Source organism: Haemophilus haemolyticus (assembly GCF_003493685.1).
GTDB lineage: Bacteria > Pseudomonadota > Gammaproteobacteria > Enterobacterales > Pasteurellaceae > Haemophilus > Haemophilus haemolyticus_O.
Genome location: NZ_QQJW01000004.1, coordinates 26,241 through 52,751, shown reverse-complemented (window position 1 = coordinate 52,751; position 26,511 = coordinate 26,241). Strand labels below are relative to the sequence as shown.

At 42.0% G+C, this 26,511-nt stretch carries 24 protein-coding genes and 2 pseudogenes; 25 read left to right on the top strand and 1 reads right to left on the bottom strand.

Annotated features, from left to right (window positions below):
- Positions 1-8 precede the first annotated feature (8 nt).
- The 10 genes from trmB to ftsN all read left to right on the top strand — a co-directional run bounded on the left by trmB (position 9) and on the right by ftsN (position 8,663).
- Entirely contained in the window at positions 9-749 is a 741-nt protein-coding gene (trmB, locus tag DV434_RS04910) for a tRNA (guanosine(46)-N7)-methyltransferase TrmB (protein WP_118785334.1), read from the top strand.
- A 117-nt stretch (positions 750-866) separates the two neighbouring features.
- Positions 867-1,211, top strand: a complete 345-nt coding sequence (locus tag DV434_RS04905; protein ID WP_005632159.1) for a YggL family protein — start codon at positions 867-869, stop codon at positions 1,209-1,211.
- Positions 1,212-1,425: 214 nt separating this feature from the next.
- On the top strand, positions 1,426-1,956 hold the full coding sequence (gene napF / locus DV434_RS04900) for a ferredoxin-type protein NapF (protein ID WP_118785333.1): 531 nt from the start codon (positions 1,426-1,428) through the stop codon (positions 1,954-1,956).
- Positions 1,949-2,230 (top strand): chaperone NapD, encoded by a 282-nt coding sequence (locus DV434_RS04895; protein WP_005627031.1) that lies wholly within the window; start codon positions 1,949-1,951, stop codon positions 2,228-2,230. The genes napF and DV434_RS04895 overlap by 8 nt, the downstream gene beginning before the upstream one ends.
- Before the next feature lie 156 nt (positions 2,231-2,386).
- Positions 2,387-4,870 carry a nitrate reductase catalytic subunit NapA gene (gene napA / locus DV434_RS04890; RefSeq protein ID WP_118811519.1) on the top strand — a complete coding sequence of 828 codons (2,484 nt, stop codon included), beginning with the start codon at positions 2,387-2,389 and terminating at the stop codon, positions 4,868-4,870.
- Positions 4,871-4,924: 54 nt separating this feature from the next.
- Positions 4,925-5,764, top strand: a complete 840-nt coding sequence (gene napG, locus DV434_RS04885) for a ferredoxin-type protein NapG (RefSeq protein ID WP_118811518.1) — start codon at positions 4,925-4,927, stop codon at positions 5,762-5,764.
- Positions 5,764-6,627, top strand: a complete 864-nt coding sequence (napH, locus tag DV434_RS04880) for a quinol dehydrogenase ferredoxin subunit NapH (RefSeq protein WP_118811517.1) — start codon at positions 5,764-5,766, stop codon at positions 6,625-6,627. Before napG ends, napH begins: the two co-directional genes overlap by 1 nt.
- Before the next feature lie 5 nt (positions 6,628-6,632).
- The gene (locus DV434_RS04875; protein ID WP_005632144.1) at positions 6,633-7,076 is read left to right on the top strand and encodes a nitrate reductase cytochrome c-type subunit; all 444 of its coding nucleotides are present in this window, start codon (positions 6,633-6,635) and stop codon (positions 7,074-7,076) included.
- Between the two features lie 14 nt (positions 7,077-7,090).
- The gene (locus DV434_RS04870; RefSeq protein WP_005632140.1) at positions 7,091-7,693 is read left to right on the top strand and encodes a cytochrome c3 family protein; all 603 of its coding nucleotides are present in this window, start codon (positions 7,091-7,093) and stop codon (positions 7,691-7,693) included.
- 175 nt (positions 7,694-7,868) lie between these two features.
- On the top strand, positions 7,869-8,663 hold the full coding sequence (ftsN, locus tag DV434_RS04865) for a cell division protein FtsN (RefSeq protein ID WP_118811516.1): 795 nt from the start codon (positions 7,869-7,871) through the stop codon (positions 8,661-8,663).
- Positions 8,664-8,765: 102 nt separating this feature from the next.
- On the opposite strand, the gene proB is transcribed toward ftsN, so the two are convergent.
- Positions 8,766-9,869, bottom strand: coding sequence for a glutamate 5-kinase (proB, locus tag DV434_RS04860; protein ID WP_118811515.1), 1,104 nt, complete (start codon positions 9,867-9,869; stop codon positions 8,766-8,768).
- A gap of 101 nt (positions 9,870-9,970) precedes the next feature.
- Between proB and folA the strand changes: the two genes are divergently transcribed.
- The 15 genes and pseudogenes from folA (at position 9,971) to DV434_RS04785 (ending at position 26,399) form a co-directional block, all read left to right on the top strand.
- A complete protein-coding gene (folA, locus tag DV434_RS04855) occupies positions 9,971-10,453 on the top strand; it encodes a type 3 dihydrofolate reductase (protein WP_085000005.1) in 483 nt (160 codons plus the stop codon).
- 171 nt (positions 10,454-10,624) lie between these two features.
- Positions 10,625-11,797: an EmrA/EmrK family multidrug efflux transporter periplasmic adaptor subunit gene (locus tag DV434_RS04850; RefSeq protein ID WP_106381641.1), complete on the top strand. Its 1,173-nt coding sequence runs from the start codon at positions 10,625-10,627 to the stop codon at positions 11,795-11,797.
- Positions 11,798-11,806: 9 nt separating this feature from the next.
- A complete protein-coding gene (locus DV434_RS04845; RefSeq protein WP_118811514.1) occupies positions 11,807-13,339 on the top strand; it encodes a DHA2 family efflux MFS transporter permease subunit in 1,533 nt (510 codons plus the stop codon).
- A gap of 125 nt (positions 13,340-13,464) precedes the next feature.
- Entirely contained in the window at positions 13,465-15,759 is a 2,295-nt protein-coding gene (gene cas3 / locus DV434_RS04840) for a CRISPR-associated helicase Cas3' (RefSeq protein WP_118785324.1), read from the top strand.
- Positions 15,760-15,871: 112 nt separating this feature from the next.
- Positions 15,872-16,921: an SIR2 family protein gene (locus DV434_RS04835; protein WP_118785323.1), complete on the top strand. Its 1,050-nt coding sequence runs from the start codon at positions 15,872-15,874 to the stop codon at positions 16,919-16,921.
- The gene (locus DV434_RS04830) at positions 16,911-18,659 is read left to right on the top strand and encodes an ATP-binding protein (RefSeq protein WP_118785322.1); all 1,749 of its coding nucleotides are present in this window, start codon (positions 16,911-16,913) and stop codon (positions 18,657-18,659) included. Before DV434_RS04835 ends, DV434_RS04830 begins: the two co-directional genes overlap by 11 nt.
- A 119-nt stretch (positions 18,660-18,778) precedes the next feature.
- Entirely contained in the window at positions 18,779-19,453 is a 675-nt protein-coding gene (cas5c, locus tag DV434_RS04825; protein ID WP_118785321.1) for a type I-C CRISPR-associated protein Cas5c, read from the top strand.
- On the top strand, positions 19,450-21,228 hold the full coding sequence (gene cas8c / locus DV434_RS04820; protein ID WP_118785320.1) for a type I-C CRISPR-associated protein Cas8c/Csd1: 1,779 nt from the start codon (positions 19,450-19,452) through the stop codon (positions 21,226-21,228). The genes cas5c and cas8c overlap by 4 nt, the downstream gene beginning before the upstream one ends.
- Positions 21,229-21,239: 11 nt before the next feature.
- Complete coding sequence (gene cas7c / locus DV434_RS04815; protein WP_118785319.1) at positions 21,240-22,112, top strand: type I-C CRISPR-associated protein Cas7/Csd2; 873 nt, start codon at positions 21,240-21,242, stop codon at positions 22,110-22,112.
- 14 nt (positions 22,113-22,126) lie between these two features.
- On the top strand, positions 22,127-22,777 hold the full coding sequence (cas4, locus tag DV434_RS04810; protein ID WP_118785318.1) for a CRISPR-associated protein Cas4: 651 nt from the start codon (positions 22,127-22,129) through the stop codon (positions 22,775-22,777).
- A 151-nt stretch (positions 22,778-22,928) separates the two neighbouring features.
- Positions 22,929-23,192, top strand: coding sequence for a hypothetical protein (locus DV434_RS04805; RefSeq protein ID WP_118785317.1), 264 nt, complete (start codon positions 22,929-22,931; stop codon positions 23,190-23,192).
- Positions 23,193-23,334: 142 nt separating this feature from the next.
- Positions 23,335-24,039, top strand: coding sequence for a hypothetical protein (locus DV434_RS04800; RefSeq protein WP_118785316.1), 705 nt, complete (start codon positions 23,335-23,337; stop codon positions 24,037-24,039).
- A 201-nt stretch (positions 24,040-24,240) separates the two neighbouring features.
- Positions 24,241-24,705 (top strand): annotated as a pseudogene (locus DV434_RS10970) (CRISPR-associated endonuclease Cas1); the annotation flags it as partial.
- 12 nt (positions 24,706-24,717) lie between these two features.
- Positions 24,718-24,954, top strand: a pseudogene (cas2, locus tag DV434_RS10890) (CRISPR-associated endonuclease Cas2).
- Between the two features lie 683 nt (positions 24,955-25,637).
- Positions 25,638-26,399 carry a HugZ family heme oxygenase gene (locus DV434_RS04785; RefSeq protein WP_118785315.1) on the top strand — a complete coding sequence of 254 codons (762 nt, stop codon included), beginning with the start codon at positions 25,638-25,640 and terminating at the stop codon, positions 26,397-26,399.
- The last annotated feature ends 112 nt before the right edge of the window (positions 26,400-26,511 follow it).

Sequence of the window (26,511 nt, the reverse complement as noted above, 5' to 3'; positions counted from 1 at the left end):
AGATTTTTATGACACAAAGTTTTGCTGATCAAAAACGTAAAACCGTTGAAACCGCAGAATTTACCGAAGATGGCCGCTATAAACGCAAAGTCCGTAGTTTTGTGCTACGCACTGGTCGTTTGAGTGAATTTCAGAAAAACATGATGAACGATAACTGGGGAACACTTGGTTTGGATTATCAAACGGAACCTTTTGATTTTGCGAAGATTTATGGCAATGATAATCCAGTTGTATTAGAAATTGGCTTTGGGATGGGAAAATCGCTCGTGGATATGGCTTTTGCTAATCCCGACAAAAATTACCTTGGCATTGAAGTTCATACTCCGGGTGTGGGTGCTTGTATTGCTTATGCAGTGGAAAAAGGTGTAACGAATTTACGCGTGATCTGTCATGATGCAACGGAAATTTTACGTGACAGTATTGCTGATGGCACGCTTGGCGGTTTGCAATTATTTTTCCCAGATCCTTGGCATAAAGCTAAACATCATAAACGTCGTATTGTTCAACCGCACTTTGTGGCACAAGTTGTGCAAAAATTAGGTAAAAATGGTTTTATCCATATGGCAACAGACTGGGAAAATTATGCTGAGCAAATGTTAGAAGTATTAAGCGCAAACACCGATTTAGTGAATACCTCGAAAAATGGTGATTATATTCCAAGACCAGATTTTAGACCTTTAACTAAATTTGAAGCCAGAGGTCACAGACTTGGTCATGGTGTTTGGGATTTATACTTTGTGAAGAAATAAGCCTATTTTGGGCAAATTAACTTTTGGGTGAAGATTGATGTTGGGGAAATCCGATGCCAAATTCACGAATTTAATATAGAATACTGATTTGAATACGACCTTAATAGGAGAAATACCATGTCTAAATCTTACAATCAACGTCAACGCAAGAAACTTCACCTCGCTGAATTCCAAGAACTTGGTTTTCTTGTAAATTTCCAATTTGCAGAAGGTACTGCGATTGAAACTGTAGATGAAATTGTTGATCGTTTTATTAACGAAGTGATTCAACCAAATGGTCTAGCTTATGAAGGTAGCGGGTATTTACATTGGGAAGGTTTAGTTTGCCTAGAAAAAATTGGTAAATGTGATGAAAGCCACCGTGAAACTGTGAAAAAATGGTTAGAAACCAATGGCTTGCAACAAATTGAAGTAAGCGAATTATTTGATATTTGGTGGGAATATCCAGCAAAAGCAGAGTAATTTGATTTAAAAACAGCATGGCATAAATCGCTGTGCTGTTTTATTAAAAATATTAGCGAAATTCACCGCACTTTAGATTTTTTGATCTATCACAAATAAAGCTCAATAATTTAACGTTCTACCCATTTTGGGTGGTTTATATTGTAACTGTTGTGTCGCATAATTCTACGCCTTAAAAAAGCATTTGTTTATTTATTCACAAAAGGCACGCTCGATGACCGTTGAAAACTTACCCCGCAGACAGTTTTTACGAGGTAAATTCTTAACGTCTTTGCATTCAGAAAATGAGCAAAAACAAGGCTTTGATGGAATTCGCCCACCTTGGGCTGTCGAAAATTCTATTTTTGTGGAGCAATGTACGCGCTGTGGCGATTGTCTTTTTGTCTGTGAAACCAATATTTTGGTGAAAGGCGATGGAGGCTTTCCTGAAGTTCGTTTTGATAATGGCGAATGTACTTTTTGTGGAAAATGCGTAGATGTGTGTAAACAACCTATTTTTCATTCTCGCGATGAAAAACCTTGGTTACACAAAATCGAAATTGGCATGGCTTGTTTAAGCCAACATCGCATTGAGTGCCGTTCTTGCCAAGACAGTTGCCCGATGAGAGCAATTAGTTTTCGTCTGCAAATGGGGGGAGTTGCGCAGCCTTTAGTGAATACGGATGTTTGTAACGGCTGTGGGGCTTGTTTACAGGGGTGTCCGGTGAATGCGATTAAAATTAGTTATCTAAAACAAAATGAGTAATACAAATTTATCTCCGGAAAGCGCAAAAGATTGGCATGTTGTTGGGCTAATTGTTCAAGGTAATCCGGAAAAATTTGCGGCAATTCGAACCGCACTTTTAGCGATTGAGCATACTGAAATTCCAACTTTTGATGAAAAATTTGGAAAGATGGTCGTAGTGATGCAATCGCATGATCAACATATTCTGCTAGATAATATGGAAAGCGTGAAAGACATTGATGGTGTTATTAATGTGTCATTGGTGTATCACGAGCAAGACGAGCAGAAGAAATAAATTACTATAACAATACCTTTATTCTCTTGTAAGCAAGGGAAATGCTTAAAAGATAAAAGAAAAGTTTTTGTCTTTTATCGTAAGGCTACTGCCTTATCGGTGTGTAAAAAAGTTTACATTTAATAATAAATCAGTGTTTAACGTGGGGGAAACGCGATGAGTTTAAGTCGTCGAGACTTTATGAAAGCCAACGCAGCTGTAGCTGCGGCAACGGCTGCGGGGCTGACCATCCCAGTCAAAAATGTGGTTGCGGCTGAATCCGAAATTAAATGGGACAAAGCAGTATGTCGTTTCTGTGGTACTGGTTGTGCAGTATTAGTTGGTACTAAAGATGGACGTGTTGTGGCATCTCAAGGTGATCCGGATGCAGAAGTAAACCGTGGTTTAAACTGTATTAAAGGTTACTTCTTACCGAAAATTATGTACGGTAAAGACCGTGTAACTCAGCCACTTTTACGTATGACAAACGGAAAATTTGATAAGAACGGCGATTTTACGCCTGTTTCTTGGGATTTTGCGTTCAAAACAATGGCTGAAAAATTTAAAGAAGCTTTTAAAAAGAACGGGCAAAATGCAGTAGGTATGTTCACTTCTGGACAATCTACCATTTGGGAAGGCTATGCGAAGAATAAACTTTGGAAAGCAGGTTTCCGTTCTAACAACGTAGATCCGAATGCTCGTCACTGTATGGCATCTGCAGCGGTTGCGTTTATGCGTACCTTCGGTATGGATGAACCTATGGGTTGTTATAACGACATTGAACATGCAGATGCTTTCGTTCTTTGGGGCTCAAATATGGCGGAAATGCACCCAATTTTATGGTCGCGCATTACTGATCGCCGTATCTCTAATCCTGATGTTCGTGTTACTGTACTTTCTACTTACGAACATCGTAGTTTTGAACTTGCCGATCACGGTTTGGTATTTACACCACAAACCGATTTGGCGATTATGAACTACATCATCAATTATTTAATTCAGAACAATGCTGTAAACCACGATTTTGTGAACAAACACACTAAATTTAAACGTGGTGAAACCAATATCGGTTACGGTTTACGTCCTGAAAACCCATTAGAAAAAGGTACTAACAATAAAACTGCAGGCAAAATGCATGATTCTTCTTTTGAAGAATTAAAACAAATTGTGTCTGAATATACACTTGAAAAAGTGTCTGAAATGTCTGGTGTAGATAAGACTCAGCTTGAGACTTTAGCGAAACTTTATGCAGATCCAAGCAAAAAAGTGGTATCTTTCTGGACAATGGGCTTCAACCAACACACTCGTGGTGTGTGGGCAAACCACCTAATTTATAACATCCACTTATTAACTGGAAAAATCTCAATTCCAGGTTGTGGACCATTCTCATTAACTGGTCAGCCGTCTGCTTGTGGTACTGCGCGTGAAGTAGGTTCATTCCCTCATCGTTTACCAGCAGACTTAGTAGTAACGAATCCTAAACACCGTGAAACAGCGGAACGTATTTGGAAATTACCAAAAGGTACTATTTCTGAAAAAGTTGGTTTGCACACAATTGCACAAGACCGTGCAATGAACGACGGCAAAATGAATGTGCTATGGCAAATGTGTAACAACAATATGCAGGCTGGTCCAAACATTAATCAAGATCGTTTACCAGGCTGGCGTAAAGAAGGCAACTTCGTTGTTGTATCCGATCCTTACCCAACTGTATCCGCACTTTCTGCTGACTTAATTCTTCCAACTGCAATGTGGGTAGAAAAAGAGGGAGCTTACGGTAATGCAGAACGTCGTACTCAATTCTGGCGTCAACAAGTAAAAGCACCAGGTGAAGCAAAATCAGACTTATGGCAATTAATGGAGTTTGCAAAATACTTCACGACTGATGAAATGTGGACAGAAGAATTACTTGCACAAATGCCAGAATATAGAGGTAAAACTTTATATGATGTGCTCTTCAAAAATGGTCAAGTAGATAAATTCCCATTAAGCGAACTTGCTGAAGGTCAATTAAACGACGAATCAGAACACTTCGGTTACTATGTACACAAAGGTTTGTTCGAAGAATATGCTGAATTTGGTCGCGGTCATGGTCATGACTTGGCTCCATTTGAAATGTATCACAAAGCGCGTGGTTTACGCTGGCCGGTTGTCGAAGGTAAAGAAACCTTATGGCGTTACCGTGAAGGCTACGATCCGTACGTTAAAGAAGGTGAAGGTGTGGCATTCTACGGTTATCCAGACAAGAAAGCGATTATTCTTGCGGTACCTTATGAGCCTGCAGCTGAGTCTCCAGATAAAGAATATGACTTGTGGTTATCTACCGGTCGTGTTCTAGAGCATTGGCATACTGGTACTATGACTCGCCGTGTGCCTGAATTACACCGTGCTATGCCGAACAACCTTGTTTGGATGCACCCATTGGATGCTGAAGCTCGTGGTTTACGCCATGGCGATAAAATTAAGATTTCATCCCGTCGAGGCGAAATGATTTCTTACTTAGATACTCGCGGACGTAATAAACCACCTCGTGGCTTAGTATTCACCACTTTCTTTGATGCAGGTCAGCTTGCAAATAGCTTAACGCTAGATGCGACAGATCCAATCTCAAAAGAAACCGACTTTAAAAAATGTGCGGTAAAAGTGGAAAAGGCTGCGTAAAAATCATGTAAAAATCAATCGCACTTTATTTTCCCCTATCAATAAAAGAGGAAGATGAAAGTGCGGTTAAAATCTAAAAAGAAAATGAAGAAGCCTGCTCTCAATCCTGAACGTAGAAAATTTCTCAAAGAAGCAACTCGTACTGCGGGTGGTTTAGCTAGCGTTGGGATTTTGTTGGGATTGCAGCAAAATCAAAGTCTTGCTCGCGAAGGTGTGCTATTACGCCCACCGTTTGCTTTGCAAGATGCGAAAGCGTTTTCTGCCGCTTGTATTCGTTGTGGACAATGTGTTCAAGCCTGTCCTTATGACATGCTGCATTTAGCATCTTTATTATCGCCAGTAGAAGCGGGAACACCGTATTTTATTGCGCGTGATAAACCTTGCGAAATGTGCCCTGACATTCCTTGTGCTCATGCTTGTCCAACTGGCGCGCTTGATCGCAATGCGACAAATATTAATGAGTCGCGTATGGGACTGTCAGTATTGTTAGACCACGAAACTTGCTTGAACTGGCAAGGATTACGTTGCGATGTTTGTTATCGAGTTTGCCCATTAATCGATAAAGCGATTACATTGGAAAAACAACATAATCCACGTTCTGATAAGCATGCGTTATTTATTCCAACAGTACATTCTGAAGCGTGTACCGGATGTGGGAAATGTGAGCAAGCTTGTGTGTTAGAAGAAGCTGCGATTAAGGTTTTACCAATGGATCTTGCAAAAGGTATGTTAGGTAAACATTATCGTTTGGGCTGGGAAGAAAAAGTGAAAGCTGGTCATTCTCTTGCGCCTAAAGATATGATTTCGTTGCCGACTCGTACGCCAGAAGGAGCAACTGTAATTCCTGAACCGGCAGAGCCCGTGCTTGCACCTATTTTAGGGAGTGGCAAATAATGGCAAATATACCAAAATTTGCAGGTAAAGAGTCGCGAGAAAAATGGGGCTGGTGGTATGCAAACCGCTTTTTGTTTTGGCGTCGACTAAGCCAACTTAGCATTCTTGCGATGTTTTTAAGCGGTCCTTATTTTGGTGTTTGGATTTTAAAAGGCAATTATAGTGGAAGCTTATTGCTCGATACTGTTCCATTAAGCGACCCTTTAATTACAGCAGAAAGCTTGGCTGCAAGACATTTACCTGATGCTCTCACCTTGATTGGTGCAGCAATTATTGTGTTATTTTACGCAGTACTGGGTAGTAAAGTATTTTGTGGTTGGGTATGTCCGCTAAATGTTGTGACGGACTGTGCTGCGTGGCTACGCCGTAAGTTAGGCATTCGCCAAACGGCAAAAATTTCGCGCGGTTTACGTTATGGCATTCTTGCGCTTATTTTACTAGGCAGTTGCGTAAGTGGGATGTTGCTTTGGGAGTGGGTTAATCCAGTGGCTGCACTTGGCCGTGCCTTTATATTTGGCTTTGGTGCAACAGGCTGGCTATTGCTTGTTATTTTTCTTTTTGATTTATTGATTGTAGAACATGGCTGGTGTGGACACCTTTGCCCAATTGGTGCTGCTTACGGTGTGATTGGTGCAAAAAGTTTAATCCGTATCAAAGTGATTGATCGTGCTAAATGCGATAATTGTATGGATTGCTACAATGTTTGTCCCGAAGCCCAAGTGTTACGTTCACCTTTACATGGAAAAAAAGACGAAAGCCTACTTGTGCTTTCCAAAGATTGCATCAGCTGCGGACGTTGTATTGACGTTTGCGCTGAAAAAGTTTTTAAATTTTCGACCAGATTCGATCATTCAGGGGAGTGATTAATATGACTAAACAGGTATCTAAAATTTTAGCGGGATTATTTACCGCACTTTTTGCTGGCTCACTGATGGCATCTGATGCACCAGCAGTGGGAAAAGATTTAACTCAAGCGGCAGAAAATATTGCTCCAGCATTTCATAATGCACCGCGTCAAAGTGAATTACCAGCGTTAAACTATGTAAACCAACCTCCAATGGTTCCACATAGTGTTGCAAATTATCAAGTGACAAAAAATGCGAACCAATGTTTAAATTGTCACAGCCCAGAAAATTCTCGTTTGAGTGGTGCAACTCGAATCAGCCCAACTCACTTTATGGATCGTGATGGTAAAGTGGGTTCAAGCTCATCACCACGTCGTTATTTCTGTTTACAATGTCACGTTTCTCAATCAAACGTAGATCCGATTGTTCCAAATGATTTCAAACCGATGAAAGGTTACGGAAACTAATTTAAGAGGTCTATATGTCTGAGAAAAAACCAAATATCTTAAAGCGTTTCTGGCAATGGTTTAGAAAACCAAGCCGTATGGCGATAGGTACGATTATTATTTTATCAGCTATCGGTGGTATTCTTTCTTGGGTTGGTTTTAACTATGGTCTAGAGAAAACTAATACTGAGCAGTTCTGTGCGAGTTGTCATACCCAAGATGCTTATCCAGAATATTTGCATAGCGTGCATTATCAAACTCGTACTGGTGTGGGGGCAAGTTGTCCAGATTGTCACGTACCACATGAATTTGGTGCAAAAATGAAACGTAAAATTGTTGCGGCGAAGGAAGTATTTGCTCACTATACTGGAAAAGTGGATACCTTAGAAAAATTCAATGCACATCGTTTAGAAATGGCTGAAAACGAATGGGCTCGTATGAAAGCTAACGATTCTAAAGAATGCCGTAACTGTCATAAAGTAGATCGTATGAACTTCAACGATCAACGTTCTGTGGCTGCACGTATGCATGAAAAAATGAAGACTGAAGGTAAAACTTGTATCGACTGTCACAAAGGTATTGCACACCAACTACCTGATATGAGTGGCGTTGAGTCAGGATTCAAAGACGAGAAATAATTTTCTCAAAATATTGTGAAAAAATACCGCGCTTAGCTAATAAGTGCGGTATTTTTATTTTGTGTTTATACACGATAATCTATTGATGTTAGTCTTTATTTAAAGCCTATTTTTCAGTAAACTTAGCAAGTTTTGTTGAATTATTAAAATATTACTTAAAATTTAGGAATTTATTGTGGCTCACCGAGATTTTGCCGCACGTCGCGGTTCAAATAATAAGAAAAAAACAAAAAAAAATAAGAATATTCTGATCATCTTCGCTTTAGTCATTGTGTTGGCTTTTGGCGCAGGGCTTTATTTGTTGAAAAATAAAAATAGCGAAGCTGAAGCTGTAGTGCAACAGGCTGCGACACAACAAGAAAAAACGCAACCTAAAAGTATTTTACCTAATCGCCCAGAAGAAGTTTGGAGTTATATCAAAGCATTAGAAACTCGAACTGTTCCTGTTGATAATAAACCTACAAGCGTAGAGCAAAATATGCGTTTAACCGAAGAACAACGCCAAGTTTTAGCACAAATGGAAAAAGAACAACAAGCTGCGGAGGAAGCTCGTAAATTAGCGGAGCAACAACGTGCGGTAGAAACGGCGAAAGCTCAACAAGTGCAAGCAGCGCCAAAAGTAGAGCAAGCGAAAAAGCCTGAAGCCGTAAAAACAGAAACAGTGGAACCTGAATCTACACAAAAACAAGAACAACCAAAAATTGAGGCAGCTAAAAAGGTTGAACAATCTAAAACTACAGATAATTTGAACGGTGGTAAAAAATTCGGTTTACAATGTGGCGCTTTCAAAAATAGAGCGCAAGCTGAAAATTTGCAAGGACGCTTATCAATGACTGGTTTAAATGCACAAGTGCAAGTGAATGGTGAGTGGAACCGTGTTCGTGTAGGGGGATTTGCTAGTCGAGATGCAGCAGTGCAGGCTCAAAATAAAGCCAAAAGTGTGGCTGATTGCGTAGTGATTGGCATGTAATGTTAATCTAAGGTTGTTGAATTTTAAATCTATATCATTGAAATAAAAAAATCCCAACTAAAAGTGCGGTGCAATTAGTTGGGATTTTTTCATTAAGGATTATTACAAAATAATCATATCATCACGATGCATTGCTACTGCACCGTATTCATAGCCTAAAACATTTTCAATGTCTGCTGATTTTCTGCCCTTAATTAATTGTAGGGCATCGCTGTTATAGCGTGGCATACCTAGTGCAATGTCTTTACCCGATTGAGTGCGTATTTTGACTACTTCACCACGCGAAAAAAGTCCTTCCACGTTAATAATACCAGCGGGTAATAAAGATTTATTTTGTTCAAGAATGGCATTTTTCGCTCCATCATCAATAGTGATAATGCCTGCCGATGGCGCGGCGAAAAGCCATTGTTTGCGGCTTTCTAATCGATCAGATTGGTGTGCAATAAATTTTGTGCCAATATCTTGTTCATAAGCAAGATCAGCGATCACATTTGGACGATTACCCGGTGCAATAATGGTTTCAATTCCAGAGCGAGTGGCAACATCGGCAGCAATGATTTTAGTCATCATTCCTCCAGTGCCAAGATTAGTCCCACTGCCACCTGCGATTGAGCGAATGTGATCCGTGATTTGCTCTACAACTGGGATTAATTTCGCTTCAGGATTTTTACGCGGATCACTATCAAATAAACCTTGTTGATCAGTTAATAAATAAAGTTGTTCCGCTTGAACAAGAATAGCGACTAATGCAGATAAATTGTCATTATCGCCAACTTTAATTTCTGCGGTTGCCACCGCATCATTTTCATTAATTACAGGAATTATGTGATTGTCTAAAAGTGCGTGTAAAGTATCTCGTGCATTTAAAAAACGTTCGCGATCTTCAATATCGGCACGAGTTAATAAAAGTTGTCCGATATGAATATCATAAATAGCAAATAATTTTTCCCAAGCCTGAATTAATTGGCTCTGACCAACCGCTGCAAGCAGTTGCTTTGAGGCAATAGTGGGTGGTAATTGAGGATGATTTAAATAATGGCGACCCGCAGCAATGGCACCAGAAGTCACAATCACTATACGAAATCCATCATTATGCAGTTGTGCAATTTGACGAACAATTTCCATCATATGTGGCGAATTCAGTTTTGGCGAACCCTGAGTTAGCGTGCTTGTACCGAATTTCACAACAATTGTTTTTTTGTTCATAGTCCTTTCCCAAGTTCTTAAAATTGGTATTAACGTTATCACTAAATCAATGACAAATCACTTAATATCAGGTATAGTAACGGCAAATTTTAGGGGGACTTATGACATTTAGTTTAATTGTAGCGACGACATTAAATAGTGTAATTGGTAAAGATAACCAAATGCCTTGGCACTTGCCTGCAGATTTAGCTCGGTTTCGTCAGAACACCACTGGTAAACCTGTCATTATGGGGCGTAAAACCTTTGAAAGTATTGGTCGTCCACTACCTAAACGTACCAATATCGTACTTTCTCATCAGCCTTTTAAACACGAAGGTGTGGTATGGAAAGATAGCCTTGAAAGTGCGGTCAATTTTGTCAGAGATTTTGATGAAATTATGTTGATTGGTGGGGGAGAGTTATTCAAACAATATTTGCCACAAGCAGATAAGTTATACCTTACTCAAATTCAAACAGAACTAGATGGCGATACTTTTTTCCCTCAATTGAATTGGGAAGAGTGGAAAATTGAATTTGACGAATATCGTAAGGCGGATGAACAAAATCGCTATGATTGCCGATTTTTAATTCTTACCCGAAAATAAATTAAATAAATGAAACAATACTTCTAGAACATTCATTAATCTAGCAAACAAAGAGATGATCATTTTCCCTTGAGTTCCCCTTTTTAAAGTTTCATAATGACCTTTCATTTTTATTTTTGATAGTTTTAAATATCCCATTTTTAAACATTATCCCAAATCAGGGAAGGCATTATGACGCAAACTGCAACTGAAACCCCATCAAATAAATCTGTATCAAAGAAAACTAATCGTAAAAAAAGTTTAAGCATTTTTATTCTTCTCCTGCTTATTATTGGTATTGCTTGTGCTTTGTATTGGTTTTTCTTCTTGAAGGATTTTGAAGAAACAGAAGATGCTTATGTGGGTGGTAATCAAGTGATGGTGTCATCACAAGTTGCAGGTAATGTGGCGAAGATTAATGCTGACAATATGGATAAAGTCCATTCAGGCGATGTACTAATTGAATTAGATGATACCAATGCAAAACTTAGTTTTGAACAAGCAAAAAGCAATCTCGCCAATGCAGTGCGTCAAATAGAACAACTGGGTTTTACTGTGCAGCAATTGCAATCCGCTGTGCACGCCAATGAAATTTCTTTAGCTCAAGCACAAGGCAATTTGACACGCCGAATCCAACTTGAAAAAATGGGTGCGATTGATAAAGAATCTTTCCAACACGCAAAAGAAGCTGTCGAGCTTGCCAAAGCAAATTTAAATGCCTCTAGAAACCAATTGGCTGCTAATCAGGCTTTATTGCGTAACGTTCCATTACGTGAACAACCTCAAATACAGAATGCAATTAGTTCACTCAAACAGGCTTGGTTAAATTTGCAACGTACAAAAATTAGAAGTCCAATTGATGGCTATGTAGCGCGTCGTAATGCTCAAGTAGGACAAGCAGTTTCAGTGGGCGGCGCATTAATGGCGGTGGTATCTAATGAACAAATGTGGCTAGAAGCTAACTTCAAAGAAACCCAATTAACGAATATGCGAATTGGTCAGCCAGTGAAAATTCATTTTGATTTATATGGTAAAAATAAAGAATTTGATGGCATGATAAATGGCATTGAAATGGGAACTGGCAATGCGTTTTCTCTTTTACCTTCGCAAAATGCCACTGGTAACTGGATTAAAGTGGTGCAACGTGTACCTGTGCGAATTAAATTAGATCCACAACAATTTGCCGAAATGCCATTGAGAATTGGTCTTTCTGCAACGGCAAAAGTAAGAATTGCAGATTCATCTGGCCCAATGTTACGAGAAAAATCAGAACAGAAAACTTTATTTGCTACTGATACACTTAAATATGATGAAAGTGCGGTAGAAGATTTAATTGAATCTATCATTCAGCAAAACAGCCATTAAGGCAGTGCTATGGACAATTCCGCAAAAAAATTCCCACCTATTCAAGGTGGCGCCCTGATTTTATTAACGCTGGCTTTATCTCTCGCCACCTTTATGCAGGTATTAGATTCTACGATTGCAAATGTGGCGATTCCTACTATTGCGGGCGATTTAGGCGCATCTTTTAGTCAAGGTACGTGGGTAATTACTTCTTTTGGTGTGGCAAACGCGATTTCTATTCCAATAACAGGTTGGTTAGCAAAACGTTTTGGCGAAGTGCGGTTATTTTTAGTCTCAACTTTTTTATTCGTTGTCTCTTCTTGGCTTTGTGGGATTGCAGATAGTCTTGAGGCATTAATTATTTTTCGCGTCATTCAAGGTGCTGTCGCAGGCCCTGTGATCCCTCTTTCGCAAAGTTTATTATTAAATAATTACCCACCAGAAAAACGCGGAATGGCATTGGCGTTTTGGTCAATGACTATTGTGGTTGCGCCTATTTTTGGCCCAATTTTAGGCGGATGGATTAGTGATAATATCCACTGGGGATGGATCTTCTTTATCAATGTTCCGATTGGTTTATTAGTTGTGCTAATCAGCTGGAAGATTTTGGGGAGCCGAGAAAGTGAAATTGTTCATCAACCTATTGATAAAGTCGGTTTAATTTTACTTGTCTTAGGTGTGGGGTGTTTGCAATTAATGCTTGATCAGGGCCGTGAGCAAGATTGGTTTAATTCTAATGAAATCATTATATTAGCCGTTGTTGCTGTCGTTTGTCTGATTGCCTTGGTTATTTGGGAATTGACAGATGATAATCCTGTAGTAGATATTTCGCTTTTCCATTCTCGTAATTTTAGTGTAGGGTGTTTATGTACTAGTTTAGCCTTTTTGATTTATTTAGGTTCTGTGGTATTAATTCCGCTCTTGCTACAACAAGTCTTCCATTACACCGCAACGTGGGCTGGGCTTGCGGCTTCCCCAGTTGGATTATTCCCAATTTTGCTTTCACCGATTATTGGGCGTTTCGGTTATAAGATCGATATGCGAGTTTTAGTGACGATAAGTTTTATTGTATATGCAATAACATTTTATTGGCGAGCGGTGACTTTCGAGCCATCAATGACTTTTGCTGATGTGGCTTTACCACAATTAGTACAAGGTTTAGCGGTAGCCTGTTTCTTTATGCCACTTACCACGATAACCTTGTCTGGTTTACCTGCGCATAAAATGGCTTCCGCCTCTAGCTTATTTAACTTCTTGAGAACTTTAGCGGGTTCTGTAGGGACATCTTTAACCACATTTATGTGGTATAACCGTGAAGCTGTTCACCACACTCAATTAACAGAATACATTAATCCTTATAACCCAATTTCCCAAAGTTTTTACCATCAAATGAATCAATTTGGTTTAAGTGATACCCAAACTTCAGCTTACCTCGCTCAACAAATAACATCGCAAGGATTTATTATTGGTGCAAATGAAATATTTTGGCTATCAGCTATGGGATTCTTAGGATTGTTTATTGTGATTTGGTTTGCAAAACCACCTTTTGGCGGGCGTCATTAGTATCATATTATTCAAAATTTGAATGATTTAACCTCAAAATGTATCAATGTAAACATGGTTGAATTAAAAGAGGATTAGGAGTAGATTAGGCCAAATAATAATCATAAATATAAGGGATTATTTTTATGTTTACTAAGCCTTTCTACTACGCCCATTCCGCGCAAGATAAACTCGGTAATCTCTTACCTTACGAACACTGGCAAACCTTGCAAAGTCATTCACTCAATGTAGGCGAAATGGCAGCGGAGTTTGCTCAGGTATTTGGTGCGCAGGAAATTGCCTGCCAGACGGGACAGCTGCATGATTTGGGGAAATATTCAGAAGCCTTTAACCACCGATTGCATGGTGGTCCCTCAGTTGATCACGCTACCGCCGGAGCAAAAATCGCTTTTGAGCATTGGGGCAGCATTGCTATCGGCAAGCTAATGGCGTTTTGCATTGCGGGACACCATGCCGGTTTGGCGAACGGTACGGGCGAGGGTAATAACCGCAACACCTTGAGACAGCGTTTGGCGTTGCAATTCGGCAAAGATATTCCGGAACTCGATAGTGTATGGCTGCAAGAAATCAAGCTACCCGAAACTTTGCCTGTGCCGCCGCTTAAAGCCGACGCTCATCATCCTTATTTCTCCTACGCTTTTTTCACCCGAATGCTCTATTCCTGCTTGGTGGATGCAGATTATCTTGATACCGAAGCCTTTTATTTAAAGCTAGAAAACAAAGCCGCTGAGCGCGGCGGTTATCCCGATTTAAATGCCTTACAACACAATTTCAATCAATTTATCAACAATTTCAGACGACGTATCGCTCAAGCTCCAGAGCAAACCGAAGCCGAAAAACGCAATGCCGCCTTAAACCGTCTGCGCAGTGAAATTCTCGATCATGCCGTAGAACAAGCGGTACAACCGCAAGGGCTGTTTACGCTCACCGTGCCGACCGGCGGCGGTAAAACCTTCACTTCCATGGCGTTCGCACTGGAACACGCCAAACATCACGGCATGCGGCGTGTGATTTACGTCATCCCGTTCACCAGCATCATCGAACAAAATGCCGCCGAATTCCGCAAAGCCTTTGGCGAATTGGAGGAACAAGCCGTGTTGGAGCACCACAGCACCTTCGACGACAGCGAACTGCAAGACGATACCACCAAAGACAAATTGCGCCTTGCCTCGGAAAACTGGGACGCGCCGATTGTCGTGACCACCGCCGTGCAATTCTTTGAATCCCTCTTTGCCGACCGCTCCTCGCGCTGCCGCAAACTGCACAACATCGCAGGCTCCGTCATCATCCTCGACGAAGCGCAAATGCTGCCGCTCAATCTGTTGCTACCCATCATGCAAGCCATCAAAGAATTGGCGCAAAACTACCGCTGCAGTGTCGTCATGTGCACCGCCACCCAGCCGGCCGTGCAAGCCGAAAACGGCTTCTATCGCGGCTTTGAAAACGTGCGCGAAATAGCCACAAAACCGACCGCACTTTTCGACAAACTGCGCCGCACCACCGTGCAGCATATCGGCACACAAACCGACGCCGACCTGCTCGCCAAACTTGGCGAATACCCGCAAATGCTCGTCATCGTCAATAACCGCCGCCACGCCCGCGGCCTGTACGACCAAGCCAAACACCTTGACGGCACGTTCCACCTGACCACCTTAATGTGCGCCAAACACCGCAGCCAAAAGCTCGATGAGATTCGAGGTCGTCTGAAAAAGGGTGAAGCCTGCCGCGTTATCGCCACCTCCTTAATTGAAGCCGGCGTTGATGTAGATTTTCCGCTGGTGATGCGCGCCGAAGCAGGTTTAGACAGCGTTGCGCAAGCTGCAGGACGCTGCAACCGCGAAGGCAAAAGGCTGCCTGAAAACAGCTTTGTCTGGATATTCGCGCCTGAAGAACAATGGAAAGCCCCGCCCGAACTTGCCACCCAAGCCGCCGTTATGCGCCTGACCGCTGACAGCTTCTCAGACGACCTCTTATCCGCCCAAGCCGTCTCCGCCTACTTCTCCGAGCTTTATCAATTAAAAGGCAGTGAACTGGACAATAAAAAAATTCTGAAAATGCACAACGATACAGGGCAAAGCCTCGATTTCCCATTCCAAACCATCGCCGACCAATTCCGCATGATCGAAAGCTATATGCAGCCGCTGATTATTCCGTTCGAGGATGAGGCCGAAAGCCTCATCAGCAGCCTGCACCACGCCGACCACATTGGCGGACTGCTACGCAAACTGCAACCTTACACCGTCCAAATCCCCGAAAAAGCCCTCGCCGCTTTGTATAAAGCAGGGCGTATCGAACCGATTAACGAGAAAAACTTCGGCAAACAGTTTTATATGCTGATCGGGCTGGATTTGTATGATGACGTAGCGGGCTTGAGTTGGGAGGATGTGGAGTTTTTGAAGGGGGAGAGTTTGGTGTTTTGAGCTTGTCTAAATAGATAAAAAATAATTTAAATTCTTTAGAAGTTTATTTTTTAAATGTACAAGAGTAATATGCTATCAACACAAAAAATGGATGCTGGAGAAAGCGTAAAAAATGAATAACACAGAACTTGATGATTTAAAAAGATGGCTACAAGAGATCTTTACAGATAAGTTAGTAATTATTGTTGGTTCAGGTCTATCTTGTGCAGAGGGTTTGCCTAGCATGTGGCATCTAGGTAAGAGATTGAAACAGGAGATACCTAGCAAAATCTCAGATGAAAATTTGGAAACTTGGAATGAAATTGCAACCTGCCTTGAATCAGACGGATTAGAAGGTGCTTTATTAAAGCATCCAGCTAATGATGCAATCGAATCAGCAATAATCAAAATAACGGCTGAATATGTTTTAAATGAAGAACAAAAGGCAATTAATAGATGTATTTCTGAAAATAAGAAACTCAAATTCTCCTATTTATTGCCTCATATTTCAGCATGCACCCCTAAGACAGCTCGTGTGATTACAACAAATTACGATAGATTGATTGAGTTTGCAGCTGAGTATGAGGATTGGGGCGTTGATTCGATGATGGTCGGACGGTACTGGGGAAGACATAATCCTGATTTGAGTGAAAAATTATTAGTTGAAAAGGTTGTTGCAAAAGGAAAAACGCCAAGACTTGTTTATCGAAAACATATCAAAATTTATAAACCACATGGCAGTTTAGATTGGTTTATGGCTGGAGATACTCCAATGACTAGTTGCATAGGCGCAATGGAAGAACCGCTAATTATTACACCTGGTGTTGGTAAGTATAAAAAGGGATATGAGCAGCCATTTGATGCTCATCGAGAACAAGGGAATAGAGCAATTGATGACGCTTCTGCAATTTTATGTATTGGCTATGGTTTCAATGATGATCATCTTCAAACTCATCTGACTACTAAAATTAAAAGCGGTATCAGAACTTTAATATTGACAAGGGGTTTGTCAGATAATGCTCGAAAAGTAGTCAGTGAATCATCAAATTGCAAGGCTCTTGTTTTTAATGAAAATCCACAAGGCACTTCCGTTATTAGTAGCTCGGGAGAAGAGGTTATTTCTAATGTTGACTGGTGGGATATTGAATATTTTGTGAAAGAGGTTCTAGAAAATGGATGTTAATAAATTAAATTTTGAAGCTAAAGATCAGCTCGGAAGAGTGGTAACGGTAGATACAAGTCGGGTTTTGATTTCTGTTGAAGAACATGAACAAATGACCAGCATTGCCGTTGGTAATTTGATTGCAATCAATGGTAGAACAGCCAATGAATTCCTTATTGGCATCATTGAACGGGTAACTCGATCAATTAGTGAAAAATTACTTTTGGAAGATGAATCTGATGATGGTTCAATTCCGTTAGGAGAAAGTCAAGATGATTTTATTAGAGCTGTTTTAATTGGGACTTACAGAACAGTTGATGGCAGCTTGAGCAATACATTTAAACGTGGTGCGGATTGCTTCCCTCAAATTGATAAAACTTGCTTTCATCTCAGTGGCAGCAATCTGCAATTATTTATGAATCTGCTATCAGCCAATGTAGCAGAAAATGAGCGATTAACATTAGGTCATTTTATGGCTGATGAAACAGCAATAGCAGTAGCGAATGGCGATAAGTTCTTTCAACGGCACGCTGCTATTTTGGGTAGTACTGGTTCTGGTAAAAGTTGGTCTGTTGCTTTGATTTTAGAAAGAGCAGCCGCATTAAAATCGGCTAATCTTATCGTTTTCGATATGCATGGAGAATACTCAACTTTGTGTGACGGAGAAAATCCAATTGCGCAGCAATATCACATTGCAGGACCAGGAGATTTAGACGGTTCAAATCCGAATAGTCTGTTTATACCTTACTGGTTATTAAACAGAGAAGAAATGCTGGCTTTGATTCTTGACCGCAGTGACGATAATGCACCAAATCAGGCAGCAAGGTTTACCGAACATGTCCGTACTTTGAAAGAGCAGACCTTACAAAATGAAGAAAAAACGGAGGTGCTCGAGACATTTACAGTAGATTCACCCATTCCTTATGACATTAACTCTTTATTGGATGAATTGAATAAAGATGATACAGGTACAAAAACGGGAGCAAGTGGAAAAGAAGTAAAAGGAGATTGGAATGGTAGATTGACGAGATTCATAGGTCGTCTGAAAGCCAAAATTGATGATAGACGTTGTGGATTTATGTTTCAGCCTCCTGAAGAATGTAATGACTACGGTTGGCTAGAAAATATGTTGATGAAACTGTTTGCTGTTTCAGAGAGCCAAAGGGGCATTAAAATTATTGATTTCTCTGAAGTTCCATCAGATGTATTGCCAATTATTACAGGTGTTCTTGCTCGCTTGTTATATAACATTCAATTCTGGATGGATAAAGATGCACGACACCCATTAACGATTGTTTGCGATGAAGCGCATTTATATCTCCCAGTTCGTGATGCAGCAGAGGCAGCAGAAAAACGCGCATTAGAAGCCTTTGAACGCATTGCAAAAGAAGGCAGAAAATACGGTGTATCTCTATTAGTTGTTAGCCAGCGTCCTTCGGATGTTAGCCGGACAATTCTCAGTCAATGCAATAATTTTTTGGTTCTTCGCTTAACAAATGATCAAGATCAAAGTGTTGTGAAGCGTTTATTGCCTGAATCAATGGTAGGAATTACAGATATTTTGCCACTGCTTGATTTAGGCGAAGCATTGCTATTAGGAGATTCAATTTTACTTCCTACAAGAATTAAACTTGATAAACCTACAATAGCTCCTGAAAGCGCAACGCGGCAATTTTGGAGTGATTGGGCAAACCAAGAACCAAAACCAGATGCTGTATCAAAAGCTGTTGAAGCACTACGCCGACAAGTTCGAGCATAGCACATCATTTGAAAACTTTTCGCACTTAACCGTGCGTGGATTGAAACTAAAGTAGTTAGATTAGTCAGCTAATCCGCTCCTTCTGTATGAAGGGGCGTGTGTACAAAAAGGAGAACCAAATGAACCAAATCCGCCTACACATTTGGGGCGATTATGCCTGTTTTACCCGTCTGGAGATGAAGGTGGAGCGGGTGTCTTATGATGTCATCACGCCGTCGGCGGCGCGCGGGATTTTGGCGGCGGTGCATTGGAAGCCGGCGATTCGGTGGGTGATTGACCGGATTTATGTGTTAAAGCCGATTCGGTTTGAGTCGGTACGGCGCAATGAGTTGGGCGGCAAGATTTCGGCGGGTAAGGTCAGCGGCGCGATGAAGCGTAAGAGCGTTGCTGATTTATATACGCTGATTGAAGACGACCGCCAGCAACGCGCGGCGACGGTGCTTAAAGATGTGGCGTATGTAATTGAAGCTCATGCGGTGCTGACGGCAAAAGCGGGGTCGGATGAGACCGTTACCAAGCATATTGAGATGTTCAAACGCCGTGCGAAAAAGGGGCAATGTTTTCAGCAGCCTTGTTTGGGCGTGCGTGAATTTCCTGCCGATTTTGCGTTGATTGACGAAGACGAACCGCTACCGTCGTCGGCGTTATCGGAAAGCGAGGTAAACCGTGATTTAGGCTGGATACTGCACGATATTGATTTTGACCACGGCAATACACCGCATTTTTTCCGCGCACAAATGAAAGACGGCGTGATTGATGTGCCGTCGTTTTATGCCGAGGAGGTGAAAGCATGATTCTTGCATCCCTTGCCCGCTATTACCGCCGTTTGGCGGCGGAAACCGATGAAATGGGCAACCCAAAAGTGCCGCCTTATGGCTTTAGTGAGGAGAAAATCGGCTGGATTTTGGTGTTGGATAAAGAAGGCCGTCTGAAAACCGCTGTGCCGAATCTGACTGCCGATAAAAAGCCGCAGCCGAAGCTGATGAGCGTGCCGCGCCCTGAAAAACGCACGTCGGGCATCAAGCCGAATTTTTTGTGGGATAAAACCGCCTACGCGCTTGGCGTAGAAGCCAATAAAAACAAAGCCGAAGCAAAAGAAAAACCGTTTACGACGGCTGAAAAAACTTTTGACGCCTTTAAGCAATACCATCTCAATTTACTGCAAAACAGCGACGATGAAGGCTTGCAAGCCTTGTGCCGTTTTCTGCAAAACTGGCAGCCTGCACATTTCGCCGCCGAAAATCTGCCTGCCGAAATGCTCGATGCCAACATCGCATTTTCTCTTGAAAAACCGACCGCACTTATCCATAAACGCGAAGCAGCGCAAAGCTTGTGGGCAGGCTGCTTGAAAAGCGATGAAGCGCTCGAGGGTTTGTGCCTGATTAGTGGCGATACTGCTCCGATTGCGCGGCTGCATCCTGCAATTAAAGGCGTGTTTGGCGGACAAAGTTCCGGCGGTTCGATTATTTCATTCAACAAAGAAGCCTTTGCTTCGTTCGGCAAGGAGCAAGGTGCAAATGCGCCCGTTTCCGAACAATCCGCGTTTGCCTACACCACCGCGCTGAACTATCTGTTGCGCCGCGAAAACAATCACTGCCTGACCATCGGCGATGCCAGCACGGTCTTTTGGGCGGAAGCGGACGATAACGCAACGGCGCAGGCTGCCGAAGGTTTCTTCGCGCAAGTATTCACACCGCCGGATGACGAACAAGAAAGTTCCAAAGTTTTCAACGTATTGGAACAAATCGGCAAAGGTCGCCCGCTGCAAGAAATTGCGCCCGAACTCTCTGCCAATACCCGTTTTTATATCTTAGGGCTTGCCCCCAATGCCGCGCGGATTTCTGTTCGCTTTTGGCTAGACACCACGTTTGGGCAGCTGGCGGAAAATTTGGCGCAGCATTGGCAAGATTTAGCCCTTGAGCCTTGCGCGTGGAAAACGCCGCCGTCTATTTGGCGATTCTTATTGCAAACTGCCGTATTGAGCAAAAGCGAAAATATCTCGCCCGTATTGGCAGGCGAAATGACCCGCGCCGTGATTTGCGGCACGCCGTATCCCTTGAGTTTACTGTCGCAACTGATTACCCGAATCCGTGCCGACGGCGACGTGAACGGCCTGCGCGTGGCAATGATGAAAGCCGTATTAGAGCGGCGTTTTAGAAAAGGTTTTATCGAAGAAGGAGTTCCTATGAGTTTGAACAATGAAAGCCCGAATCGCGCCTATCTTTTAGGGCGGCTGTTTGCCGTGTTGGAGCGCATTCAATATCAGGCGTTGGGCGAATTAAATGCCGGCATTGCCGATCGCTATTACGGCTCTGCATCCGCCGTGCCGTTTTCCGTTTTTCCGCGTCTTTTGTCGGGTGCAAAACACCATTTGTCGCGCTTGCGTAAAGACAAAGCCGGTATGGCGGTAAATTTGGATAAAGATTTGGGCGAAATCATTGCCAAACTGCACGAAACCTTTCCACGCCATTTGAGCATTGACGAGCAAGGCCGCTTCGCCATCGGCTATTACCACCAAAAACAAAGCTATTTTGCTAAAAAAGAAACCGCTGAAACCATTGAAAACTAAGGAGCCAGAAAATGTCTGCCATTCAAAACCGTTATGAATTTGTTTACTTTTTTGATGTAACAAACGGCAACCCAAACGGCGATCCCGATGCGGGTAATATGCCGCGCCTCGATCCCGAATCCAGCAAAGGCTTGGTAACCGATGTCTGCCTGAAACGCAAAATCCGTAATTTTGTGGAAATCAGCAGCGAAAACGAAGCCGGTTACGAAATCTACGTCAAAGAAAAAAGCGTGTTAAACCTGCAAAACAAACGCGCTTATGAGGCTTTAGGGATTGAACCAAATACTAAAGAAAAAAAACTGCCCAAAGATGAAGCCAAAGCCCGCGACATTACCGCTTGGATGTGCAAAAACTTCTTTGATATCCGCACCTTTGGCGCCGTGATGACTACCGAAGTCAACAGCGGACAAGTGCGCGGTCCGGTGCAACTGGCATTCGCCCAATCCATCGACCCCATCGTGCCGCTGGAAGTTTCCATCACCCGCATGGCGGTAACCAACGAAAAAGACTTGGAAAAAGAACGCACTATGGGGCGAAAATACATCGTCCCTTACGCGCTCTACCGTGTGCACGGCTTTATCTCCGCCAACCTTGCTGCCAAAACCGGTTTTTCAGACGACGACTTAGCCAAACTTTGGCAAGCCCTGACGCTGATGTTTGAACACGACCGCTCCGCCGCCCGTGGCGAAATGGCGGCACGCAAACTGATTGTTTTCAAACACGACAATGCACTCGGCAGCCAGCCTGCACATAAATTGTTTGACGCCGTGAAAGTCGAACGCGTAAACGGCGAATCAGGTACGCCTGCAAGCGGTTTTGGCGATTACAAAATCAGCGTGGTTTCAGACGGCCTGAATGGCGTGAGCGTGGAAGAGTTGCTGTAAAAACGCCTGAAAAAATGACCGCACTTTTAACCGAAATCCAAGGGGAAAATCAGGACATTCGCCTGATTCCCCTTTCCGCCCTGCAACATTACGCTTTTTGTCCGCGCCAATGCGCGTTGATTCACAACGAGCAGGCGTGGGCGGAGAACTATTTGACCGCGCAGGGCAAAGCGTTGCATGAGCGGGTGGATTCGGGCGAGCCTGAAACGCGCAAGGGCGTGCGCTTTGAGCGGACGGTGCATGTGTCGGCAGAGAAATTGGGCATCAATGGCGTGTTGGATTTGGTGGAAGTGGAAATGAAAACAGGCCGTCTGAAACCCGTGGAATACAAACGTGGCAAGCCCAAACCCAATCCGATGGACGAAATCCAGCTTTGCGCCCAAGGTTTGTGCTTGGAAGAAATGACGGGTCAAACCGTCTCTGAGGGCGCGCTGTGGTATATGCAAACCCGCCACCGCATCCCCGTCGTGTTTTCAGACGGCCTGCGCGCCCAAGCCCTCGCAACTATAGCCGCCGTCCGTGAATTATTGGAAAGCGAACAAACTCCACCGCCCGACTACGGCAAACGCTGCAAAGCCTGCTCGCTGGTGGAGATTTGCCAGCCGGAGTTGCTGGGGAAACGGGATAGGAGTGTGGGGTATGTAGAGGGGTTATTTGGGGCGTAGTAGGTTTCAAAAGTCTACGCATATCAATAAAGTATAAAGATACTTTCGAATAATACTTTACATAAGCACTGCTGATTGGTAGAATCCTTTTCAGCTAAATGAACCGTTGGCTAGAAATGAACTTTCAATTTAACCTGATTTAGGAGCAAATATGTTGAATCATATGCATCGAGCAAAAGAGAAAAAAATGGCTTATGTATTACATGCTGAATTTGGATATACAAAACAAGCTATTGCACAACTTATGAAAATCAGTCCGCAACAAATGGGACAGTGGATTAAGGAAGTATCTTATGAATTACAAATACATAAGATGGGACAAGAAATCCAGAAATTGAAGCAAGAGCTAATTTCATTAGGTTATTCTCCTCAAAAACAATTAGGGCACGATGTCATCGAATATCTTAAAAAGTGATTTGAGTTTTTATTGAGTTAGGCGAACGCCTAATCTTTATTATCTAAGTTGTGCTTATGCTGAAGTTTTTCTAAGGTGATTGGAGCCTTGAGATAAATCTCTATAGTAGCCATTAATTTTTATCGAAATTGGAGAATAGAAAATGCCTATTGATGACTGTCGTGGTGAAGAAACTCGTGTACAGCTTGTTCATGATTTTGAAATTGTACCTTTAGCTTATGTCAGATTATTAAATGGACAAACTAAGGAAAGTTGTGCAGGACCAACTTTAGACAGAGAGTATTATGTTTTTAGTTATCAAAGTTATGCAGATCAAGCCGATGCTGGTACTTTTGTTTGTGGAATAACTGTTGCTAATGACTTTATTAATTTGATACAACGGCAAAATCCAGCAGTAAATCGATTACCTTTATTTGATCCATTGGCAGGTTTTGGTCAAGTTGGAAATGCAAATAATGTAGGTCGCGCAGGAGTTGGAAGAGGTGTTCAACAAGTACCAAACTGGAATCCAATAGCTAAAGAACTCTATGATGCAATAGGTATGATTTGTCTTATGTGGAATTTGGATAATGTTAGCGGAGCATTAGAAAGTGTATTGTTTAATTTAGTTAGCAATCCTACGCAGGTGCCTGATAATTCAGATATACGTAGTATAAATACTATTATTTCAAATCACTTTAATATTGATGTAGGTAATCAGCGCGTAGCCAGCTTAGCTTTATGTTTTCAAAGGTTTCTGGTTGATAATGGAGTACATAATCCTCCATTAATACAGTTCTTTAATTTAACGACACATTTTACTCAACATGTTGCTAATAGTTGGAATCCTGTTCCTTACTTTAATTGACAAGCATAGGTCGGGTTATGGCGTTCCGCCTAATCTAACCTATCATTTTTCAGGTAATCTAACCATTGCCCCAAAAAAGAGCGGTCAAAACCCAAGGAATTTCCCATGCACAAACTACAAAACACGCTCTACATCACCACCCAAGGCAGCTATCTGCATAAGGAGCGGGAGACGCTGGTGGTGGAGTAGGATCGCAAAAAGATGGCGCAATTGCCAGTGCATTCCATCGGGCATATTTTCTGTTTTGGGAATGTGTTGGTGTCGCCTTTTCTGCTTGGGTTTTGCGGTGAAAATAATGTGAATTTGGCGTTTTTTACCGAAAACAGGCGTTATTTGGGACGATTTCAGGGACGGTAGAGCGGCAATGTGCTGTTGCGTCGGGCGCAGTATCGGGTGTCGGAGCAAAATCCCGTGCCGATTGCGCGCAATATCATTGCGGCGAAGATTCAGGCGAGTAAGCGGGTGCTTCAGCGGCAGATTCGCAATTATGGCGAGAATGCGGCGATTTAAAGTGCGGTGTCTTTGAACATTTCGCTGCGGCAGTTGAAGAGCGCGGCGGAGCTGGACGTGGTGCGCGGCATTGAAGGCGATGCGGCGGCGCGTTATTTCGGCGTATTTGGGCTGCTTTTGAGCGAAAAAAGCGGCTTTTCTTTTGACGACCCAAACGGGCAAGCGCGATTGCGCCGCATAGCAAAACATTGCTTAGATTACGGCGTGCGGGCGTAATATTCAGTATTTGAATGTGATGTCACGCCTGACCAGTGGGTCATGTTGAAAAACAAACTGTTGGAAACCTACGACCCGACGTGTGATAGTCTGCGTTTTTATCATTTAGGCAGCAAATGGCGTAATAAAGTGGAACATCATGGGGCAAAACCAGCAATAGATGTATTTAAAGACGTACTTGTCATTTAGTTCGCTAACCTGTTGTTCTCATTAAAACCCTGATGGGATAGAGATCTTTATTTTCTTTAACAATTTGGATGAGTTAATCTATTTGTATAACGGCAATGTGGCCGTTATACTGACTAAACTCCTTATCATAAAATCAGTTAGCGAAATACAGTATTTAAGACACTGATTTTTATTGTTTTTTTTATGTAGGGAGCAGCCGCCTCCGCGCGGCTGTGTGTTGAAACTTAAAGACAGGATGCCCTGCTTCTTTTTTAAAGAAGCAGCCGCCTCTGCGCGGCTGTGTGTTGAAACCAAGCAGAATTCATCTTTTTTAATTCGTTTGACGCAGCCGCCTCCGCACGGCTGTGTGTTGAAACATTTCTTCTGTTGGATTATCTATATATTTAATAGCAGCCGTCTCCGTGCGGCTGTGTGTTGAAACGTCACGACATCATATAGCAACCCAAGCTGGATTAGCTGCCGCCTTCGAGCGGCTGTATGTTGAAATCCTCACGTATTAAGCCAAGGGCAACCCTTACAACGCAGCTGTTTCAGCCAGCATATGTTAAAGTAGTTCTGTTTTTCATTATTTAAATGTTATTTTTTTGTTAAATATATTTTGCTTAAGTATAATGCTCAACATTATTCCTCACGGAAGAGAATCCGTAGAATAATGAGATTAATCGTAAATATAAGGAACAAAAATGGATTTCAATCGAATTATCACTCACATGAATGATCATCACCAAGATGATATGGCTGCCCTTTGTAAAAAATTTGGGGGCGTAAATGAAATCACGGATGTGAGATTAGTTAATGTAGATTTTGGTGGTTTAGATTTTAAATATAATGATGGAAAAACATTACGCGTGGAATTTCCACAACAAGCTGATGAAGGTTCAATTAAGCAAGCAATAATCAATCTTTGTGTAGAAAATAAACCAGTTGCAAATTACGATCGTATCAAAGCTAAAATTGATGAATTTCGTCAAGAATTTAAAAGCTGTGTGCTTGCCACTTTAGATAAAGATGGCCTACCGATGGCGTCTTATGCGCCAATTATTTCGCTTGATGGAAAATATTATATTTATATCAGTGCCATCGCAGAGCATTATGACAATTTAAAACGTAATCCTAATCAAGTAGAAGTGATGTTTTTAGAAGATGAAAGCAAAGCGAAATCTATCATTGTACGTACTCGTTTACGTTACAAGGCTCGTGCACGTTTTATTCCTCGTGAAGATCCAATTGTTGAAAAAGTCTTAGATAAATTAGCAGAAACTATGAATGATGTAGGCGGAATTAAAACAATTCGTGAATTTACTGATTTTGATTTAGTTGAACTTACATTTGGAACAGGTCGTTTTGTAAGAGGTTTTGGCCAAGCTTATTTGATTGATGCTAATGGGGAAATTTCTCATATTGGTGTCAAAGGCAATCCACACGAAAAAGAAAGTGGTAAATAATATTGTCTCTTAATGAAGATAAAGGGTTGAGTGTAAATTTATACTCAACCCTTTTGTTTACGATAAATTCGAGTGAAATTGAAATTTCTTTATTTTTCACCGCACTTTATTT

Bases quoted from the DNA above. Each gene is read 5' to 3' on its own strand.
- trmB (WP_118785334.1), top strand. From the start codon at position 9: ATGACACAAAGTTTTGCTGATCAAAAACGTAAAACCGTTGAAACCGCA.
- DV434_RS04905 (WP_005632159.1), top strand. From the start codon at position 867: ATGTCTAAATCTTACAATCAACGTCAACGCAAGAAACTTCACCTCGCT.
- napF (WP_118785333.1), top strand. From the start codon at position 1,426: ATGACCGTTGAAAACTTACCCCGCAGACAGTTTTTACGAGGTAAATTC.
- DV434_RS04895 (WP_005627031.1), top strand. From the start codon at position 1,949: ATGAGTAATACAAATTTATCTCCGGAAAGCGCAAAAGATTGGCATGTT.
- napA (WP_118811519.1), top strand. From the start codon at position 2,387: ATGAGTTTAAGTCGTCGAGACTTTATGAAAGCCAACGCAGCTGTAGCT.
- napG (WP_118811518.1), top strand. From the start codon at position 4,925: ATGAAAGTGCGGTTAAAATCTAAAAAGAAAATGAAGAAGCCTGCTCTC.
- napH (WP_118811517.1), top strand. From the start codon at position 5,764: ATGGCAAATATACCAAAATTTGCAGGTAAAGAGTCGCGAGAAAAATGG.
- DV434_RS04875 (WP_005632144.1), top strand. From the start codon at position 6,633: ATGACTAAACAGGTATCTAAAATTTTAGCGGGATTATTTACCGCACTT.
- DV434_RS04870 (WP_005632140.1), top strand. From the start codon at position 7,091: ATGTCTGAGAAAAAACCAAATATCTTAAAGCGTTTCTGGCAATGGTTT.
- proB (WP_118811515.1), bottom strand. From the start codon at position 9,869: ATGAACAAAAAAACAATTGTTGTGAAATTCGGTACAAGCACGCTAACT.
- folA (WP_085000005.1), top strand. From the start codon at position 9,971: ATGACATTTAGTTTAATTGTAGCGACGACATTAAATAGTGTAATTGGT.
- DV434_RS04850 (WP_106381641.1), top strand. From the start codon at position 10,625: ATGACGCAAACTGCAACTGAAACCCCATCAAATAAATCTGTATCAAAG.
- DV434_RS04845 (WP_118811514.1), top strand. From the start codon at position 11,807: ATGGACAATTCCGCAAAAAAATTCCCACCTATTCAAGGTGGCGCCCTG.
- cas3 (WP_118785324.1), top strand. From the start codon at position 13,465: ATGTTTACTAAGCCTTTCTACTACGCCCATTCCGCGCAAGATAAACTC.
- DV434_RS04835 (WP_118785323.1), top strand. From the start codon at position 15,872: ATGAATAACACAGAACTTGATGATTTAAAAAGATGGCTACAAGAGATC.
- DV434_RS04830 (WP_118785322.1), top strand. From the start codon at position 16,911: ATGGATGTTAATAAATTAAATTTTGAAGCTAAAGATCAGCTCGGAAGA.
- cas5c (WP_118785321.1), top strand. From the start codon at position 18,779: ATGAACCAAATCCGCCTACACATTTGGGGCGATTATGCCTGTTTTACC.
- cas8c (WP_118785320.1), top strand. From the start codon at position 19,450: ATGATTCTTGCATCCCTTGCCCGCTATTACCGCCGTTTGGCGGCGGAA.
- cas7c (WP_118785319.1), top strand. From the start codon at position 21,240: ATGTCTGCCATTCAAAACCGTTATGAATTTGTTTACTTTTTTGATGTA.
- cas4 (WP_118785318.1), top strand. From the start codon at position 22,127: ATGACCGCACTTTTAACCGAAATCCAAGGGGAAAATCAGGACATTCGC.
- DV434_RS04805 (WP_118785317.1), top strand. From the start codon at position 22,929: ATGTTGAATCATATGCATCGAGCAAAAGAGAAAAAAATGGCTTATGTA.
- DV434_RS04800 (WP_118785316.1), top strand. From the start codon at position 23,335: ATGCCTATTGATGACTGTCGTGGTGAAGAAACTCGTGTACAGCTTGTT.
- DV434_RS04785 (WP_118785315.1), top strand. From the start codon at position 25,638: ATGGATTTCAATCGAATTATCACTCACATGAATGATCATCACCAAGAT.